This is a genomic window from Solidesulfovibrio alcoholivorans DSM 5433 (assembly GCF_000702665.1).
In the GTDB taxonomy this organism is placed as follows: domain Bacteria; phylum Desulfobacterota; class Desulfovibrionia; order Desulfovibrionales; family Desulfovibrionaceae; genus Solidesulfovibrio; species Solidesulfovibrio alcoholivorans.
The window spans coordinates 102779-118670 of record NZ_JNJA01000005.1; the positions used below are offsets into that span (position 1 = coordinate 102779).

16 protein-coding genes are annotated in these 15892 nt (G+C 66.9%); 12 read left to right on the forward strand and 4 right to left on the reverse strand.

Annotated elements, in window-relative coordinates:
• The first annotated feature begins 4 nt into the window (after positions 1 to 4).
• Positions 5 to 718 carry a hypothetical protein gene (locus tag Q368_RS0111100; protein ID WP_029459143.1) on the forward strand — a complete coding sequence of 238 codons (714 nt, stop codon included), beginning with the start codon at positions 5 to 7 and terminating at the stop codon, positions 716 to 718.
• A gap of 83 nt (positions 719 to 801) precedes the next feature.
• Here Q368_RS0111100 and Q368_RS0111105 read toward each other — a convergent pair whose 3' ends face one another.
• The gene (locus tag Q368_RS0111105) at positions 802 to 1200 is read right to left on the reverse strand and encodes a response regulator (protein ID WP_029459144.1); all 399 of its coding nucleotides are present in this window, start codon (positions 1198 to 1200) and stop codon (positions 802 to 804) included.
• 211 nt (positions 1201 to 1411) lie between these two features.
• On the opposite strand from Q368_RS0111105, the gene Q368_RS0111110 reads away from it, so the two are divergent.
• The 4 genes from Q368_RS0111110 to Q368_RS0111125 all read left to right on the forward strand — a co-directional run bounded on the left by Q368_RS0111110 (position 1412) and on the right by Q368_RS0111125 (position 5109).
• Positions 1412 to 1696 (forward strand): hypothetical protein, encoded by a 285-nt coding sequence (locus tag Q368_RS0111110; protein ID WP_029459145.1) that lies wholly within the window; start codon positions 1412 to 1414, stop codon positions 1694 to 1696.
• On the forward strand, positions 1693 to 2475 hold the full coding sequence (locus tag Q368_RS0111115) for an HD domain-containing protein (protein WP_029459146.1): 783 nt from the start codon (positions 1693 to 1695) through the stop codon (positions 2473 to 2475). Before Q368_RS0111110 ends, Q368_RS0111115 begins: the two co-directional genes overlap by 4 nt.
• 19 nt (positions 2476 to 2494) lie before the next feature.
• Positions 2495 to 3577: a tetratricopeptide repeat protein gene (locus Q368_RS0111120; RefSeq protein WP_029459147.1), complete on the forward strand. Its 1083-nt coding sequence runs from the start codon at positions 2495 to 2497 to the stop codon at positions 3575 to 3577.
• Positions 3578 to 3891: 314 nt separating this feature from the next.
• Entirely contained in the window at positions 3892 to 5109 is a 1218-nt protein-coding gene (locus Q368_RS0111125; RefSeq protein ID WP_029459148.1) for a C45 family autoproteolytic acyltransferase/hydrolase, read from the forward strand.
• Here Q368_RS0111125 and Q368_RS0111130 read toward each other — a convergent pair.
• A complete protein-coding gene (locus tag Q368_RS0111130) occupies positions 5106 to 6215 on the reverse strand; it encodes an acyltransferase family protein (RefSeq protein WP_029459149.1) in 1110 nt (369 codons plus the stop codon). The two genes, Q368_RS0111125 and Q368_RS0111130, sit on opposite strands and share 4 nt — an antisense overlap.
• An 89-nt stretch (positions 6216 to 6304) precedes the next feature.
• On the opposite strand from Q368_RS0111130, the gene Q368_RS0111135 reads away from it, so the two are divergent.
• Positions 6305 to 7084: an MBL fold metallo-hydrolase gene (locus Q368_RS0111135; RefSeq protein WP_029459150.1), complete on the forward strand. Its 780-nt coding sequence runs from the start codon at positions 6305 to 6307 to the stop codon at positions 7082 to 7084.
• Here the strand turns inward: Q368_RS0111135 and Q368_RS0111140 are convergent.
• Together Q368_RS0111140 and Q368_RS0111145 are read right to left on the reverse strand one after the other, a co-directional pair.
• A complete protein-coding gene (locus tag Q368_RS0111140) occupies positions 7071 to 8111 on the reverse strand; it encodes a L,D-transpeptidase family protein (RefSeq protein WP_029459151.1) in 1041 nt (346 codons plus the stop codon). The two genes, Q368_RS0111135 and Q368_RS0111140, sit on opposite strands and share 14 nt — an antisense overlap.
• Positions 8086 to 8784, reverse strand: a complete 699-nt coding sequence (locus tag Q368_RS0111145) for a C40 family peptidase (protein ID WP_029459152.1) — start codon at positions 8782 to 8784, stop codon at positions 8086 to 8088. The genes Q368_RS0111140 and Q368_RS0111145 overlap by 26 nt, the downstream gene beginning before the upstream one ends.
• A 281-nt stretch (positions 8785 to 9065) precedes the next feature.
• On the opposite strand from Q368_RS0111145, the gene Q368_RS0111150 reads away from it, so the two are divergent.
• The 6 genes from Q368_RS0111150 (at position 9066) to qrcA (ending at position 15891) form a co-directional block, all read left to right on the forward strand.
• Positions 9066 to 10643: an ASKHA domain-containing protein gene (locus Q368_RS0111150; protein WP_029459153.1), complete on the forward strand. Its 1578-nt coding sequence runs from the start codon at positions 9066 to 9068 to the stop codon at positions 10641 to 10643.
• Positions 10633 to 12093 (forward strand): small ribosomal subunit Rsm22 family protein, encoded by a 1461-nt coding sequence (locus Q368_RS0111155; protein ID WP_084158743.1) that lies wholly within the window; start codon positions 10633 to 10635, stop codon positions 12091 to 12093. Before Q368_RS0111150 ends, Q368_RS0111155 begins: the two co-directional genes overlap by 11 nt.
• Positions 12093 to 13004 carry a lipoyl synthase gene (lipA, locus tag Q368_RS0111160; protein WP_029459155.1) on the forward strand — a complete coding sequence of 304 codons (912 nt, stop codon included), beginning with the start codon at positions 12093 to 12095 and terminating at the stop codon, positions 13002 to 13004. The genes Q368_RS0111155 and lipA overlap by 1 nt, the downstream gene beginning before the upstream one ends.
• 67 nt (positions 13005 to 13071) lie before the next feature.
• On the forward strand, positions 13072 to 13635 hold the full coding sequence (gene rfbC, locus Q368_RS0111165) for a dTDP-4-dehydrorhamnose 3,5-epimerase (protein ID WP_029459156.1): 564 nt from the start codon (positions 13072 to 13074) through the stop codon (positions 13633 to 13635).
• Positions 13636 to 13649: 14 nt separating this feature from the next.
• On the forward strand, positions 13650 to 15089 hold the full coding sequence (locus Q368_RS0111170) for a mannose-1-phosphate guanylyltransferase/mannose-6-phosphate isomerase (RefSeq protein WP_029459157.1): 1440 nt from the start codon (positions 13650 to 13652) through the stop codon (positions 15087 to 15089).
• A 232-nt stretch (positions 15090 to 15321) separates the two neighbouring features.
• Positions 15322 to 15891: a menaquinone reductase multiheme cytochrome c subunit QrcA gene (gene qrcA / locus Q368_RS0111175; protein WP_029459158.1), complete on the forward strand. Its 570-nt coding sequence runs from the start codon at positions 15322 to 15324 to the stop codon at positions 15889 to 15891.
• Position 15892: the final 1 nt, after the last annotated feature.

The following is a 15892-nucleotide window of genomic DNA, read 5'->3' on the forward strand; positions in this document are numbered from 1 at the left end:
CGGCATGCTGATCACGGACAAGAAACTCTTCGCCAAGGGCATGGTGCTGCTGGCGACCTTCGCGGTGGTGCTCCTGCTGATCTTCTCGCCGATCTTTCCGGGCGGGGTCAACGGCCTGCACTTCTCCGACGACCTCTTCAACAAGTTGTCCAAGGGTTCGTCCTACTTCATCCCCAACGTCGCTGCCGAAGCCAAGAAGTTCGATGGCAAGCCGTTCAGTGTGGACGTGAAGTTTAAAACGCCCGAAGACGCGAAGTTGGCCCAAGTCCTTATCGCCAAGGTCGGTGGCACGGCCGTGCCCAAGGGCGAAGCCTTGGCCATCAGCGGCGACCTCGGTGCCATGTTGGCCAAGATCCTCGAAGGTGCGGACGAACTCTACAAGGACCAGGATACCCAACTTCAGGCTTTTTACGGCATGGACGGCAAGAAGGCCATGAAGGGCTGGTGGGCGACGCTTTCGGCCATGATCAAGCCCATGCAGCGCGCCAAGCTGATCGAAGAAGCCAACATGCTCAACACGGTCAACCAGCGGGCCATCGAACCGGCCTACAACTTCTACGGCATCCCGGCCGAGAGCATCATGACCAAGATCCCCACGGTCACCGCCCTGCTGGTGTTCTACGTGGTCTACACCATGTGGTACGGCTTCGGCATCTTCGACATCTTCAACGGGATTGGGCTCTCCATGAGCAAGTCCAAGATCAAGAAGGAAGCGTAAACCCCGCGCTCCTCCATAAACGCGAAGCCCCGGACCGCGCGCGCGGTCCGGGGCTTCGTCTTTTTGCGCCAGGAACGCCGCTGCTATTCGACCAGGCCGAGGTTCTTGAGCAGGTGCAGCAGCATGTGCTTGTCGATGGGCTTGGGCACGTAGGAGGTGGCCCCGCCCTTGTAGTAGGCTTCCACGACGTTTTTCGGGTCGTCCAGGGCCGTGGTCATGATGACCTTGGCTTCGTTGGCCGGCACGATGCCGCGCTCCTTTTCGATGGCGCGGATGGAGCGCAGGGCCGTCTGGCCGTCCATCTCCGGCATCATGATGTCCATGCAGACAAGGTCGTAGGGGTTGGCGTCGTCCAGGGACTGGGTGAAGGCCTGGACGGCTTCGAGTCCGTTGACCGCAATGTCCACTTCGCCGTAGGGGCCGAGAATCTTCTGGAGGATCTTGCGACTGGTGAAGTCATCCTCGACTACGAGCACACGCATCAAAGCCTCCCTGGAACGCTTGGGGCGCCGTTACCCGCGTGGCGGGCCGTTGTCGGCGGTCCTGCCGGCGCGGCCGCCAATACGCCTTTTTCTAGGCCCAACGGCGGGAAAAGGCAATGCGTCGGCCGGCAAGCCGGAGCGCGGCTTGCCACGAGGCGGGAAGGCGCGTAAAAAAACGGTTTGCGCACCTCGCGCGTCACGGAGCGAATACATGGGTTTGGGACTTGATTACGTCTTTTTCGCCGCGAGCAACGTCGCGCCGCGTTGGCACGAGACATGGCCGTTCGGCCCCGGCCTGGAGGAGGGGCTGCTCTCCGTGGTCCTCAAGGGGCTTTTCATCCTCGCCATCCTCGGCGGCATGGCCTGGCTTTTGCGGTATCTGTTCGGGCCGGGGGGGCCGCTTCGCGACAAGGAGTTCGACGAGCCCGATCCCGAAGACCCGACGCGCCCCGGCGCTCCGGACGACCGGGAAGGCGACGGGCGGCGCGAACCATGATCGCGCGGACCCTTGACTGGTTCGAGGATTTCGTCCGCCAGGGAGACATGGACGATCCCCTGGACGCGGCCCGGCTGGAGCTCAAGCGGCAGCACTGCCTGCTGGTCATGGCCGAGGCCCGGGAACAGGCCCGCGAACTCGGGCTTTCGCCGCGCCTGACCGATCTGGCCACCGTGGCAGGGCTCGTCCACGACACGGGGCGCTTTCCCCAGTACCGTCGCTGGAAGACGTTTCGCGACGCGAAAAGCGCCAACCACGCGATCCTCGGGACCATCGCCCTGCGCCTGGGCGGCGGCCTGGACGGCCTCGACGCGCGGGACCGCCGTCTCGTGCGCATGGCCATCGTGGCGCACAACCGCCGTTCGCTCCCCAGGACGCTCCTGCGCGGCGACGACGCCGAGGGGCTCGCGCTCGCGCGCATCGTGCGCGACGCCGACAAGATCGACATCGTGCGCGTCATGCTCGAGCATTTCAAAACGCCGGGCGAGAAGGACGACGTGGTGGTCTTCGGCCTGCCCGACGCGCCGGAGCGCTACAACCCGGCCATCGTCGCCGACATCCGGGCCGGGCGCATCGGCGATTACGGCGACATGGAGACGGTCAACGACTTCGTCCTGCTTCTTTTAAGCTGGGTCAACGACATGTACCACGCGCGCACCATGCGGCTCTTTTTCCGGCGCGGCCATGTCCGGGAGCTCTTCGCCCATCTTCCCGACACCCCCCCCATGCGCGAATTCACCGCGTGGTATCACGACCGCTATGCCCCCGGGGCCTCCTGACCGGGCAACGAGGCGCGCCATGGATTTTTCCCCCATCCTGTTCGACACCGTGGTCATCGTCAGCAAGAACGAGGAAAACGCCCGCCGCGACCGCCGCACCCTGGCCTCTTTCCGGCCCCGGCGCGTGGAGCAGTTCGCCTCGGGCGAAAAGGCCATGGAATTCCTCGTCGCCAACCGCGTGGATGTGGTGCTCCTCGACAGCCAGCTCGAGGACATGGAGGGCATCCAGTTTCTGCGCCTGACCCGCCGCGACCTGCGCCTCAAGGACGTGCCCATCGTCATGGTCACGGCCGAGAGCCAGCGGGACAAGGTGCTCGACGCCATCGCCGTGGGCTGCGCCGGCTACATCCTGCGCCCCTATTCCGAGGAGACATTTGCCAAGCACGTGCTGCGCGGTTGCCAGGTGGAGCGCGTGACCGAGATCGAGCGCCAGCAGATCGAGGACGCCCGGGAAATGGTGGCCATGGGCAACTTCGACGACGCCATCGAGGCTTTCGAGGAGATCATCTCCGAACAGAACATGGCCCAGAAGTACTACGACATGGGCTGCCGCTGCCTCGTGCGCCAGAAGTACGGCCAAGCCATCATCGCGTTTAAAAAAGCCATCAAGATCAACGACCTTTTCGCCGAGGCCTACAAGGGCCTGGCCGATGCCTACAAGGGCAAGGGCGAGCTGGAAGAATTCAAGCGCTACCTGCAAAAGGCGGCCGAAATCCATGCCCAGTTCAACCACATGGAAGAGACCAAGGAACTTTTCATCGAGATCCTGAAGTACGACGCCAACACGCCCAACCCCTTCAACTCCCTCGGCGTCAAGCTGCGCAAGAGCGGCGACCTGGCCGGGGCGCTGCACGCCTACGAGCAGGCCCTGTCCCTGACCCCGGACGACGAGAACATCCACTTCAACATGTCCAAGGCCTATTACTTCATGGGCGACACGGAACGGGCCAAGGTCAGCGTGGACAAGGCCCTGGCCATCAATCCCGGCTTCGAAGAAGGGCGCAAACTCTATCGCAAGCTCTTCGGTCGGGAATACCCCCGCGACGCCGCCGCGCCCGCCAAGACGCGCGCGGCCGAGGCCGCGTCCATGCGCGACGTCTGACGGGAGGATGCCAGGGGAGAGGGGGAAGAAGGAAAAAGATGCCTCCGGCGGCCGGGAGGGGATGATCCCCTCCCGGACCTTCCCCGACGAGGGGATAAGGGGCGTGGGGCTGCGGCTCCCTGTGCACCACCGGGAGCGTGAGTGCGCGGTCATGCAGTTCCGATGTGAATCCTACGCAAATCCGCCTGGTTGGGGCTTTTCGGACGCATGGAGAGTCTTGTTCGTGCGTTCAGTCTTGCGTTTTCTCCTCAAGTATCGCAGGATATTCATACTATCACATGTAGGCGGTGCTGCAAGTTTCATGGAGGGGAGCCATGTCTCAAGATTCCTCGCTCGTCACGATTGAGGACGTGGATGGTCTTTATTTCAAGACGACACTTGACTTCACAAGCGGCAGCCATTTTGAGGTAGGACAGGCGTACGCGCAAGCGATTGTTGAAAGCAAGCCGACCTACGGTGCCATCATCGACAATTTTCTGCTTCTTTCCGTGGAATCCGCGCCGGATCACCCGCAGCTCGCGACGCTTGTTTCCCAGGCGAAAAATCTCATTGCGGACATGCCGCAACAGTATGTTCAAGAGCTGCTCGGCATGACGACCGTCTTCAATTATCCCATCGACAAGTTGGGCGACGGCATTTTGTCGTCCAACGAGTTGTTGTTGTTCGAGGTCGTGCATGACGTCATCGATCCTGGCAGCTGCTCGGCGACGGCCGTCTCTGCCGACGTCTCGGCCACGGGGGCGACGCTTGTCGGGCGCAATCTGGATTGGTACGACATGCCCGGCGTCTCGGAGCTGCACAACGTGCAGTTGTATGACAATGCCGATGCGACGTACGATATCGTGGGGATCGGGATTCTCGGCCAGTTTTTCCCCATCTCGGCCTTCAGCGAAAAGCACATCTCCGGGGCGGTGCTCGACAGCGATATGCAACAGGGATATTTTACGACGGAAGGGGCCACTTCATACCTTGCCGACATGCGCTATGCGCTGGAACACTGCGACACGCTGGATGGCGTGGCCTATTATCTTCTCAACCAGCAGAACACCCATTCCTACATCGGGTTTCTCGCCGATGAAAACACTGCCGCCGTCCTGGAAAACGACCTGGAACATCCCGAGGCCAAGGGGCTTCGCCATGACGATTCGGTCCTGCGCGACGGCACGACCTGGGACTATCCGGGTACCCTGGTGGCCGTGAATGCCTTCATGCTGCCGGGAACGACGGACAATTTTACCGGGGCGGCTTCCAACGAAAAGCGGTTCGCCAGCTACGAAACCCTGTTCGAGTCCAAGCTGACGGCAAACAACATGCTCGATATGCGCGATGTCCAGGACATCATCTCCTACTCCGGCACGGATGGGAGCGCGAGCGGTTCGGGAGCCATCTATCGCGCCACGAGCGACTATCCCACCTATCAATCCTATGTGCTGGACATGGGCTCCCTGGCGCTCGTGGCCTGTTTCGGGCCGACGAGCGGGAATCCTCCCTCGCCGAATTACGTGCAGGTTTTCGCTTCCAGTCCTTTCTAGCGCCCCTCGCGCGCCTTGCCCCGCGATTCCAGATACGCCACCAGCCTGTCCTGCCAGCGCGCGAGCGCGGCCGAGAGCGGCAGGCTCGCACAGCACAAAACAACCATGCCCGCAAACGGGGCCATGTGCGTGCGCAGCGCGTCCGCGCCGTAGCCGAGCAGCGGCTGGTGCAGCAGATAGAAGCTGTAGGACGCGGCGGCGGTAGCGGCCATTGCCGGCTTCGCCCCCCAGGCGGCCATGCGCGGCCAGGAAAAAAGCGTCCCGGCCACGCCCACGCAGGCGGCCGTCAGCAGGATGTGGGCAAAGGGCATGGGCAGGGCGCTTTTGAACAGGATGGCCAGGGGCAGGGAGAAATAGGCCAGGGCGGCGAACGCCATGCGCCAGGACGCCGGCACGCCCGTGGCCGGTTCGACGCCTTCGCCCGAGGCGGCGCGCGCCTTCCAGGCCATGGCGAAGGCCATGCCCAGGACGAATTCCGGCAGCCGGTAGGGCAGGTTGAAGTAGAACATGTAGTCGAAGAGCGCGGCGGTGTGGTTTGCCTTGGCCGCAAGCGCCAGCACGAGCCACAGCCCCCAGGAGCCGCAGAGGCAGGCGACGGCGGCACGGCGCGGCCCCCAGGCGCAAAACAGCCGCAGCAGCAGGGGAAAGGCAAGGTAGAACTGGGCGAGCAGCCCCATCCACCAAAGCGCCGGCACCAGGCAGAAAAACCGGGCCGGGTCGAAGGTCTGGACGAAGAAGATCTTTTCGCCGACGCAGGCGCAAAGGGCCGCGAAGGGCATGGTCCCGGCCACGAGCGCGACGAGGCTCCACAGGGCCAGGGAAATGTAGTACTGGGGCACGATGCGTCCGAAGCGGCGGCGGAAGAAGTCGAAAAAAGCCAGGGGCGGCTTGCCGCCGGGGTCGGCGTGGGGCAGGGTCAGCACGAAGCCCGTGATGGCGTTGAACACCACCACGCCGAGGTAGCCCTGGCTCATGACGTCGCCGAGCAGCGGCCCGAAGGGGTTTTGCGCGCCGCCCTCGGGCAGCACGGTCCACAGGTGGTAGAAGAAGATGCCGGCCATGGCCAGCACCCGGATGCTTTCGATCTGCGTGACGCGCCGCTGCATGGCCGCTCCTTGCGCTTGAAGATGGGGTATTGTGCTACGAGCCTGGAATCTGTCGCAAAACCCGATAATAGGCAAGAAGGGGGACGGCCGTGCGCGTAACCTTTGTCGGCGTGGGCGAGGCCTTTGACGAAACCCTGCCCAATACGAGCCTGTTCGTGGAAGGGCGCGGCCCGGCGCGGCGCACCAGTGTGCTGCTCGATTGCGGCTTCACCGCGGCGGCCGCCTTTTTCGCCTGTCCGGGCGTAGCCGCCTCGGACCGGGAGGCCGGACCGGACGCGGTGTGGATTTCCCATTTCCACGGCGATCATTATTTCGGCCTGCCCTATCTTCTGGCGCGGCTGCACGAGTCCGGCCGCACGCGCCCCCTGGCCGTTTGCGGCGGCCCGGGAACGGAAGCGAAGTACGGCGCGGTGCTGGACATGGCCTATCCGAACCTGCGCGCCAAGCTCCGTTTCGCCGTGGAAACCACGAGCGTCTCCCCGGGCGAAGGCTTTTCCCTGGCCGGCTTCCCGGCGCTGGCGGCCTTGACCGGGCATGGCGCGCCGTGTCTGGCACTGCGTCTTTGCGTCAGCGAGAAGGCGCTCTACTACGGCGGCGACGGCGCGCCGACGGTGGACTGTCGGGAACTGGCCAGGGGCTGCGACGTGCTTATCCAGGAGGCCTACGGCATCCGCGCGGGCGTGCCGGGGCATGGTTCGGTGGAGGAGGCGATCGCCTTTGCCCGCGAAGCCGGGGCCGCGGCGCTCGCCGTGGTCCACGTGCGCCGCGAACTGCGCCGGGAGCGGGGCGAGGAGATTCGCCGGATGCTTCGGGACTGCGGCCTGGCGGCGGCGGCGCTGCCCGAGCCCGGCGCGGTCATTGCGGCGTAGGGGCCGTTTGCGGTTCGGCGCGCGCCGCGCTTAAAATGGCCGAATCGCCGACCACGAGGTAGCTGCCCAGGTGGGCGACGGGAGAGCGGTCGGCGCGCAGCAGCCACATGTCGCGGTCTTTTTCCTCGGCCGCGATCTTTTCGTAGTGGCGGTCGAGGATGGCGCGGCGGTCGAGAAAGGCGTTGGCCGCCGCCGACACCCGCACGCAGCCCTTGGAGTCCGGCCCGCCCAGGCGCGGCTCGCCGTTGTCCGGGTCGGTCGCGTGCATGAGCAGGCGCATCTGGCTGTCGTAGACGCCCTGGCGGAACTGCCGCGGGGCCTGCTGGTAGCCGAAATCCCAGACCCGGCTGCCCTTGGCCCCGAGCCCGCGCCAGCCTTTGGCGTTTTTCGTGCCCTCCGCACGGTAGCCCCAGTGGTCGGGCAGATGCTCGAATGCGCCAAGCGGCGTGAGGAACGAGTCGTCGCCCGGGCGCAGCTTGCCCGAGGAGATGAAGTCCGTCCCGAGCAGGACCACGCGGCGGTTGCCCGCGTCGTAATAGGCGAGAAAAAGGATTTGCGTTGCGGGGTTGCGGTCGGCATAGACGAAATACTGATCCAGGGCCGGGTCCATGCCCGCCCCGAGCAGCTTGGCCAGGGCGTCGGCGCGGATGCGGTCGCGGTATTCCTGGGGCGGCGCGGCGAGCAGGTCGGTGCGGCGGTGCGCGTGTTTGCGGCCGAACCGGGCCAGGGTCTTGTCCGTGACGGCGGCGGCGAAATCCGCGGCCACGGCGGCGAGCTCCCCGCGCAGGGCCGGGTCGGCGACGGGCGCGAGTTCGGTTTCGAGAAAGGCAGGGGCCTTGCCGGCAGCTTGGCAGGTAGCGACAAGGAAGCCCCCGGCCGTGCCTAGCAGCCATGCCGTCAGGGCGAAAAACGCCGTGCGTCGTGCCAGACGAAAAAGCGGGCTCCCCGCTTCGGGGAAACCCGCTTTGTTCTTTGCAAGCGACGTCGCACGGCCGGTCGGGCTAGAAAACCCGGCGGCCTCCGGCATAATGCGTTCTCCAGTAGTCTTCGTCGAGATGGCTGATGGTCACAGTCTTGCCGTTGCTGGCGCTGTGAATGAACTTGCCGTTTTCCAGGTAGATGCCGACGTGGTTGATGCCGCGCTTGGAGCGGAAGAAGACGAGGTCGCCCTTGCGCAGGTTGTTTTTGGCCACCATCTTGCCCACCTGGTACTGCTCGCGCGAGGAGCGGGGCAGGTGGATGCCATAGCGGTTGAAAACCCACGTGGTGAATCCCGAGCAGTCGAAGCCGCTGTTGGGATCGCAGCCGCCGGAGCGATAGCGGGTGCCGACCTGGGTGTGGGCGGTGCGCAGCATGCGGTCGTAGATGCTGCCTTTGCGCTGCACGGCGGCCAGCTCGAAAAGATTTTCGCTCAGGACACGGTCTGTGGAGGACGCGACCTTGGGGGCGTGGCTGGGGGTGCTGCCCTGGTCGAAAAGATTACCGGAGAGGAGGTTTTGTTCGGCGTCCGCCTTGAGCCGTTCTTCGGGGGCAGAGCTGCTGGAGAGGAAGTCGTTTGTGGCGTTGAAACCCTGGTATTCTTCGAATTTGTAGGAGTAGGTTTTTTGTTTCGGGGTACAGCCGGCTGCCAGGAAGGCGAGCAGGGCGACGAATACTACCGGTTTGAGCTTGCGGAAGGCGTGTGCGTGCGCGTCGGTCAAAATCCTTCCTCCTTGCTGGAGTTTGCTGGCCGGGGCCGCTTCCACGAAACGGAAGAGACGATCCATCCGTGGGGATTGGCACCAAAACAGCCCATTTCGCGTTGGCGAACGCGAATTCCCTGCTTCAATTGCCCGCTTTTCCACGGAAGTTATGCCCCGTTTAAAAGAATAAAAAACACGAGTCAAGACAGATTTTACAATTTGATAATTTGAAACGTAACGATCCGTTGGCGGGCCCTCGGGGATTGCCTTCCCCCGGGGAATGGGGAACCATGCACGGCATGGAGATACACCTTTCCGTGGCGCTGCCGCAAGGGGTACGTCGCGTCCCTGTCGCGCCGGGCGACACGCTGGCCAGGGCCTTGTTCCGGGCCGGCTTTTTCATCGGCGCGCCGCTGTGCGCCGGGCTCGGGCGCTGCGGCCGCTGTCGCGTGCGCTACCTCGCCGACCCGCCGCAGCCGTTGCCCGCGGAGTTGCGCCGCCTGGGCCGCGAGGCCGTGGACGCGGGCTGGCGGCTCGCCTGCCTGCGCCCGGCCACGGGCGGCGAACGCCTCGAAGTGGCCGATCCCGGACCGTCGCCGGCCTACGACCGCGTCGATTTCGCGACCACGGCCGCGCCGGGCGGCGAACTGGGGCTCGCCGTCGATTGCGGCACCACGGGCCTGGCTTGGCGCATCCTCGACCGCGAGGACGGCCGCGCCGTGGCCGAGGGGCGCGGGGTCAATCCGCAGCTCGGCGCGGGCGGGGACGTGGTGTCGCGCCTGGCCTTCGCTTTGACTCCGGGCGGCGGAGAATATCTGCGCGGGCTTTTGCTCGATGTCCTGGAAGCGCGGGCCGCAAAGGCCGGGCCGCGCCTGACCGGGCTGTGCGTGGCCGGCAATCCGGCCATGGTTTCGATCTTGTGCGACAAGCCCCTGGCCGGACTGGCCCGCGCGCCCTACGGCCTGGCCTGGGCCGGCGGCGAAACGGTCGCCCTCGGGCGCGGCCTGCCGCCGGCCTACATCCCCCCGCTGCTCGGGCCTTTTGTCGGCGCGGACCTGAGCGCCGGCCTGACGGCGCTGTTGCGTCGCAGCCCCGCCTATCCTTTCCTGCTGGCCGACCTCGGCACCAACGCCGAAATGGTCCTGGCCCTGGCCCCGGACCGGTTTCTGGCCGCAAGCGCGCCCTTGGGGCCGGCGCTCGAAGGCGTGGGGCTCTCCCACGGAGCCTTGGCCGGGCCGGGCGTGGCCGTCTCTTTCGACCTGACCCCGGCCGGCGTCGCGCCCGTGTTCTTCGACGGCCAGGACGCACCCGGCGCAGCGCGCGGCATCGCCGGCCCGGGCTACCTGCGCCTGGCCGCACTCCTGCGCGAGCAGGGCGTGCTTGACGCGGACGGCCGTTTCGCCCAAAACGCGGCCCCGACCCCACTCGGCGAGCGCCTGCGCCGGCTGGTCGGCCGGGAGGAGGGCGAGGCCTTTTTCCCGGTCGCCGGCTGCCGTTTCTCCGCGTCGGACGTGGAAGAACTGCTCAAGGTCAAGGCGGCCTGCAACATGGCTGTCGCCGCCTTGCTGCGCGCCGCAGGCCTCGCCACGGCCGCTCTCGACGCGGTGTACTTAGCCGGCGCGTTCGGGGCCAGGGTTTCGGCCGAAGCGCTCGAGACGCTGGGCTTTTTTCCGCCCGGGCTCGCGTCGCGCATCCGGGTCGCCGGCAACCTTTCGCTTGAGGGTGCGGCGCTTTTCCTTCGCGCCCCCGAGGCCCGGGACGCGGCCGAGGCGTTGCCGGCGGCGACGACGATCGTGCCCCTCGTTCCCGACGCAAGTGCTGCGTCGGACGCAGGGGATTCCTTCATTTCCAGGATGGTGTTCGCCTATGTCCCCTGATTCCCGACCGGCCGTCGCACCGGCCCGCCGCCTCTTTCCGCCGCTTGCCCCGGACGTCGCGGCCGCCCTGGCCGCCTACCAGGGCCTGTTGCGCCGGGAACTCGCGCTTTCGCCCGGCATGGAGCGGGCCATGCCGCGCGCCGTGCGCGACCTTTCCCTGTCCCTGACCGCCGAGCGGGAAGGGGGGCCCAAGCCCGGATACTTGAGCGAACCGCGCACCCTGGCCGCCTATGCCTGGTATTTCCTGCCCTGGAATCTTCTGCGCCTGTCGCGGCTTCTGCCCGCGCTGCCCCTCGAAATCCCGGACGACGGGCTCGTGTGCGACCTCGGGGCCGGGCCGCTGACCTTTTTGCAGGCACTGTGGCTGTCGCGGCCGGACCTGCGGGAAAAACGCCTGCGCTTTGTCTGCGTGGACCGTTCGCGCCGGGCGCTCGACCTGGGGCTCGGTCTTTTTCGCCGGCTCGCCGGCTTCGATCCGGCCGCCCAGGACGCCCCCTGGCGCGTGCGCGTTCTGCGCGGCGAGTACTGGCAGGGGCTTTCCGAGAACGCTTCCCTCGTGACCATGGTCAACCTGGCCAACGAGCTTGCCGGCGGCGTGCGCGAGCCGCTCGACGCGCGCATGGGACGGCTCGCCGGGCAGGTGGCCGAGGCCCTGGCCCCGGGCGGCCGGGCGCTTGTCGTCGAGCCGGGGACGCGCCTGGGCTGGCGCTGCCTGCTGGGCCTGCGCGAAGCCTTTCTGGAGATGGGCCTTGGCCTCGATGCGCCGTGTCCGCACGGCGAGGAATGTTCGCTCCTCGCCGCGCACACCCGGGCCTGGTGCCATTTCACCATGTCCCCGGCCGGCGCGCCGGCGTGGCTTGCCGCCTTGTCCGAGCGTCTGCGGCTGGGCAAGACGCGCCTGAGCCTGTCCTTTCTCCTGGCGGCCAAGCAGCCGCCTGCCTTTGCCGCGAACACGGTGCGCGTCGTCTCCGGGGCGTTTTCCCTGGCCGACGCCCCGGGCGCGGCGGTCTACGGCTGCTCGCCCGAGGGGCTCGTGGTGCTCCAGGCCCCGGACGGCCGCGCGCCGCGCCCGGGCGACGCCGTGACGCTGCCCGTGCCGGAAGGCGCCCCGCGCGATCCCAAATCCGGCGCGCCACGCCTCGTGCTGCCCGGCCACGACCGGCCCGCCACTGGGAATGCCCCGGCTGCGCCGCGCGACACGGCGGAGCGTCCCGCACGCGGGGCAGGGGAGGGAGACGTCCCCCGGCCGGCGAACCGTCCCGCGCGCAAGGGACCGCCCGGTCCGGGCGCGCCGTCGCGCAACGGCCGTCCTGGCGGCAAAGGCAAGCATCCCCGTCCGCCGCGCGGTTCCCGCGGCGGCGCTTCCGGCGGCCCTGCGCGCCATGCCTCCGGAGAGACGCCCGGTGCGGCGCGGCCCTCGAAACGTGTTTCGCGGAAAAGGACCAATTGATGTTTTCTCCTGAAGACAAGTCACGAAATGCCACAGGCGCCGGCCGCCTGCCGCCCTGGCTGCGCGTGAAGCTGCCCGCGGACGCCGGATTCGCCGCCACGGCGCGGACCGTGGCCGCCGCCGGCCTGCGCACGGTCTGCCGCGGCGCGCGCTGTCCCAACATCTTCGAGTGCTTCTCCAGGGGCACGGCCACGTTCCTGATCCTCGGCGGCACGTGCACGCGCGGCTGTGCGTTTTGCAACATCGCCGCGGGAACGCCCGACGCCGTGGACCCGGACGAGCCGGAGCGTCTGGGCAGGGCCGTGGCGACGCTTGGGCTCTCCCATGCCGTGCTCACCTCCGTCACCCGCGACGACCTGCCGGACGGCGGCGCAGGGCAGTTCGCGGCCGCCATCCGGGCCGTGCGCCGGCATGCTCCCGGGGCCACGGTGGAGGTGCTCACGCCCGATTTCGCGGGAGACGCCGCCGCCCTGGACGTGGTGCTGGGCGCCTGTCCCGACGTCTTCAACCACAACGTCGAGACCGTGCCGCGCCTGTACCCGGCCGTGCGCGCGGGCGCGGACTACGCGCGCAGCCTCGCCGTGCTCGCCCGGGCCGCGCGCCGGGGCCGCGCCGTGGTCAAGAGCGGCTTCATGCTCGGGCTCGGTGAAACTGCACAAGAGTGCGACGCGACGCTTCGGGATCTGGCCACGGCAGGCTGCGGCATGGTCACGGTGGGGCAGTACCTGCGGCCGTCGCGGCGCAACCTGCCCGTGACCCGCTATGCGCCGCCCGGGGAATTCGAGGCTCTGGCCGCGCTCGGCCGGCGCCGCGGCATCGCCGAAATGGTCTGCGCGCCCCTGGCGCGCAGTTCCTACAAGGCCGGCCAGGCGGCGTCCCTTGCCGCGGCTCGTTGTTGTCCGCGTTCCTGAAATACGATAGGGACAGCGCATCCTCATTGTCCAAATGTAGTGAACGATTCTGCCATGGAGGTCCCGCGTGGAGGTGTCACAGACCGGCATCCCCGGGCTTGTCATCGTAAAGCCCAGGGTGTTCCGGGATAACCGGGGTTTTTTTCTGGAAACGTACAGCCGGGCGGCGTTCGCCGCGGCCGGACTCGATTATGATTTCGTCCAGGACAACCACGCCCGCTCGGGCGCGCGCGGCGTGTTGCGCGGCCTGCACTTCCAGCGTCCGCCGGCCACCCAGGCCAAGCTCGTGTGGGTGGTGCGCGGCGCGGTGTACGACGTTGCCGTGGACCTGCGCGCAGGCTCCCCGACGTACAAAAAATGGTTCGGCATCGAGCTGAGCGAGGACAACTTTCTGCGCCTCATGGTCCCCCGGGGGTTCGCCCACGGCTACGTGACGCTGACCGAGGACGCGGAATTCATGTACAAGGTGGACGCCCCGTACGCCCCGGCCGAGGACGGGGGCATCGCCTGGAACGACCCGGAGATCGGCGTGGATTGGCCCGTCGCCGACCCCCTCCTCTCGGAAAAGGACACCCGCCAGCCGCTTCTGGCCGAAGCGGGCACCCCCTTCGTCTACGCCGACCGTCCCTAAGGAGTCTTGACGCCATGGCCAATGCGCATTGCGATGATCGCCAGAACCGCTACGCCATCGTGCTGGCGGGCGGTTCGGGAACGCGGCTGTGGCCGCTTTCCCGCACGCTTTTGCCCAAACAGCTGCTCGACCTCGGCGACGGCGCGACCTTGTTGCAGGCCACGGTCCGGCGCGTGGTCGAAGCCTTCGACGCCACGCGTCTGTACGTCGTCACCAACGAGGAGCACGCCTTCGAGGTGCGCTCGCAGCTCAAGGGCCTCGTGCCCCAGGCCGCCGCGCAGGTGCTGGCCGAGCCCGTGGGCCGCAACACCCTGCCCGCCATCCTGCTCGGGCTCGCCCCCATCGTCGACGCCGACCCCGAGGCCGTCGTCGGCGTCTTTCCGGCCGACCACCGCATCGACGACCGGCCCGCCTGGATCGCCGCCATGGACCGCGCCGCGGCCCTGGCCCGGGACGGCTGGTTCGTCACTTTCGGCATCCCGCCGCGTTCCCCGGAAACCGGCTACGGCTACATTCATCGCGGCGAGGCGCTCGGCGAAGGCAGCTATGCCGTGGCCGGGTTCACGGAAAAGCCCGACCTCGCCACGGCGCAGCGGCTCCTCGCCGGCGGCGAGCATTTCTGGAACAGCGGCATGTTCGTGTTCCGGGCCGACGTCTTCTGCGACGCCGTGGCCGCCCATGCCCCGGAATTTTTCGAGTGGTGGGCCGCGCGCGGCGAACGTCCCCTCCGCGACGGCTATTCCTCCCTGCCGGACATGTCCGTGGACTACGGCGTGGTGGAAAAGGCCGGTCGCATCGCCATGGTCGAGGCCCCGTTCGACTGGGACGACCTCGGCAGCTGGGAGGCGCTTTACCGCCTCGGCGAAAAGGACGGTTCGGGCTGCGTGGTCCAGGGCGAAGTGCTGGCGCTCGATTGCGAGGGCTCGCTTTTCTATTCCCAGGGCAGTTCCCTGGCCGTGGCCGGGGTCAAGGACATGATCGTCATCCAGACCCGCGACGCCACGCTCGTGTGTCCGGTGTCCGAGGCGCAGCGGGTCAAGGACGTGGTCGGGGCGCTCAAGTCCCAGGGCAGCAAGCTCGTGGAGGCCCACGTCACGGTGCGCCGGCCCTGGGGCAGCTACACCGTGCTCGAAGGCGGCCCGGGCTACAAGATCAAGCGCATCGAGGTGCCGCCGGCGGGGCGGCTGTCCCTGCAGATGCACCACCACCGCAGCGAGCACTGGGTGGTGGTCTCGGGCACGGCCCTGGTGCAGATCGGCGACGAGGAGCGGCTGCTTACGGAAAACCAGTCCGTGGATATTCCCAAGGGGTCCAAGCACCGTTTGTCCAATCCGGGCAAGGTGCCGGTGGAGATCATCGAGATCCAGTCCGGCCCGTACCTGGAGGAGGACGACATCGTGCGTTTCGACGACGTCTACGGCCGCAAGGTCGGGGGCGGCGGCAAGGCGTCCTGAGGTGGTGTTTCCGATGCCGGGGATTCGTGAATTTTTTCATTAAACCTTGACACGGAAGTTGCGGCCTGGGTAAAAAGCGCGGTGCGGCTCTCCCGCCGGGGAGAGGGGATTGCCCCCGGCAGGAGCCCGCATCGCGCCAGCATTTCTTTTTTTCGGCCGTGCCCCGGGGGACGGCGGACGTCGCGCGAATTTCGCGCGGGGTTAACCAGCAACGGCAATGGGCAGGGGAAGTATGGAGGAGAAAAGATCGAATTCGGCCGGCGGCGTTGGCGGCATGGTGCTTTTTGCCCTGATCGGCTTCGTCGGCGCCCTCGTGGTGGGGTGGGTCATCTTTCCGAAGCTGTTGTACAGCGAGAAGACGCAACCTATTCGTTTCAGTCACACCGTCCACGCGCAACTCGGCATCGAGTGCGAACAGTGCCACCATCTTGGACCTGACGGCCGCTTCGCCGGCCTGCCCACGACCGAATCCTGCGCCGAATGCCATGGCGAGGAAACCGGGGACGCATCGCCCAATGGCAAGGAAATCGACAAGTTCGTGAAGGACTACGTCAAGACCGGCGTCCAGGTCCCCTGGCTTGTCTACCAGTATCAGCCCGACAACGTGTTCTTCTCCCATGCCGCCCACAAGGGGTTCGAGTGCACCAAGTGCCACCCCGACGTGGCCAAGACCGACACGCCTCCGGCCTACTACGAGAACCGGATCAGCGGCTACAGCAAGGATACGATGAAGATGTGGGAGTGCGAACGCTGCCACGCGTCCATGGGCACGAGCAACGCCTGCTTCGTCTGTCATAAATAAG

Excerpts from the sequence above, each read along its gene's own strand:
- Q368_RS0111140 (WP_029459151.1), bottom strand. The coding sequence starts at position 8,111 with ATGCCGGAGGCCGCCGGGTTTTCTAGCCCGACCGGCCGTGCGACGTCG.
- Q368_RS0111120 (WP_029459147.1), top strand. The coding sequence starts at position 2,495 with ATGGATTTTTCCCCCATCCTGTTCGACACCGTGGTCATCGTCAGCAAG.
- lipA (WP_029459155.1), top strand. The coding sequence starts at position 12,093 with ATGTTTTCTCCTGAAGACAAGTCACGAAATGCCACAGGCGCCGGCCGC.
- Q368_RS0111110 (WP_029459145.1), top strand. The coding sequence starts at position 1,412 with ATGGGTTTGGGACTTGATTACGTCTTTTTCGCCGCGAGCAACGTCGCG.
- Q368_RS0111100 (WP_029459143.1), top strand. The coding sequence starts at position 5 with ATGCTGATCACGGACAAGAAACTCTTCGCCAAGGGCATGGTGCTGCTG.
- qrcA (WP_029459158.1), top strand. The coding sequence starts at position 15,322 with ATGGAGGAGAAAAGATCGAATTCGGCCGGCGGCGTTGGCGGCATGGTG.
- Q368_RS0111115 (WP_029459146.1), top strand. The coding sequence starts at position 1,693 with ATGATCGCGCGGACCCTTGACTGGTTCGAGGATTTCGTCCGCCAGGGA.
- Q368_RS0111150 (WP_029459153.1), top strand. The coding sequence starts at position 9,066 with ATGGAGATACACCTTTCCGTGGCGCTGCCGCAAGGGGTACGTCGCGTC.
- Q368_RS0111105 (WP_029459144.1), bottom strand. The coding sequence starts at position 1,200 with ATGCGTGTGCTCGTAGTCGAGGATGACTTCACCAGTCGCAAGATCCTC.
- Q368_RS0111155 (WP_084158743.1), top strand. The coding sequence starts at position 10,633 with ATGTCCCCTGATTCCCGACCGGCCGTCGCACCGGCCCGCCGCCTCTTT.
- Q368_RS0111130 (WP_029459149.1), bottom strand. The coding sequence starts at position 6,215 with ATGCAGCGGCGCGTCACGCAGATCGAAAGCATCCGGGTGCTGGCCATG.
- Q368_RS0111170 (WP_029459157.1), top strand. The coding sequence starts at position 13,650 with ATGGCCAATGCGCATTGCGATGATCGCCAGAACCGCTACGCCATCGTG.
- Q368_RS0111125 (WP_029459148.1), top strand. The coding sequence starts at position 3,892 with ATGTCTCAAGATTCCTCGCTCGTCACGATTGAGGACGTGGATGGTCTT.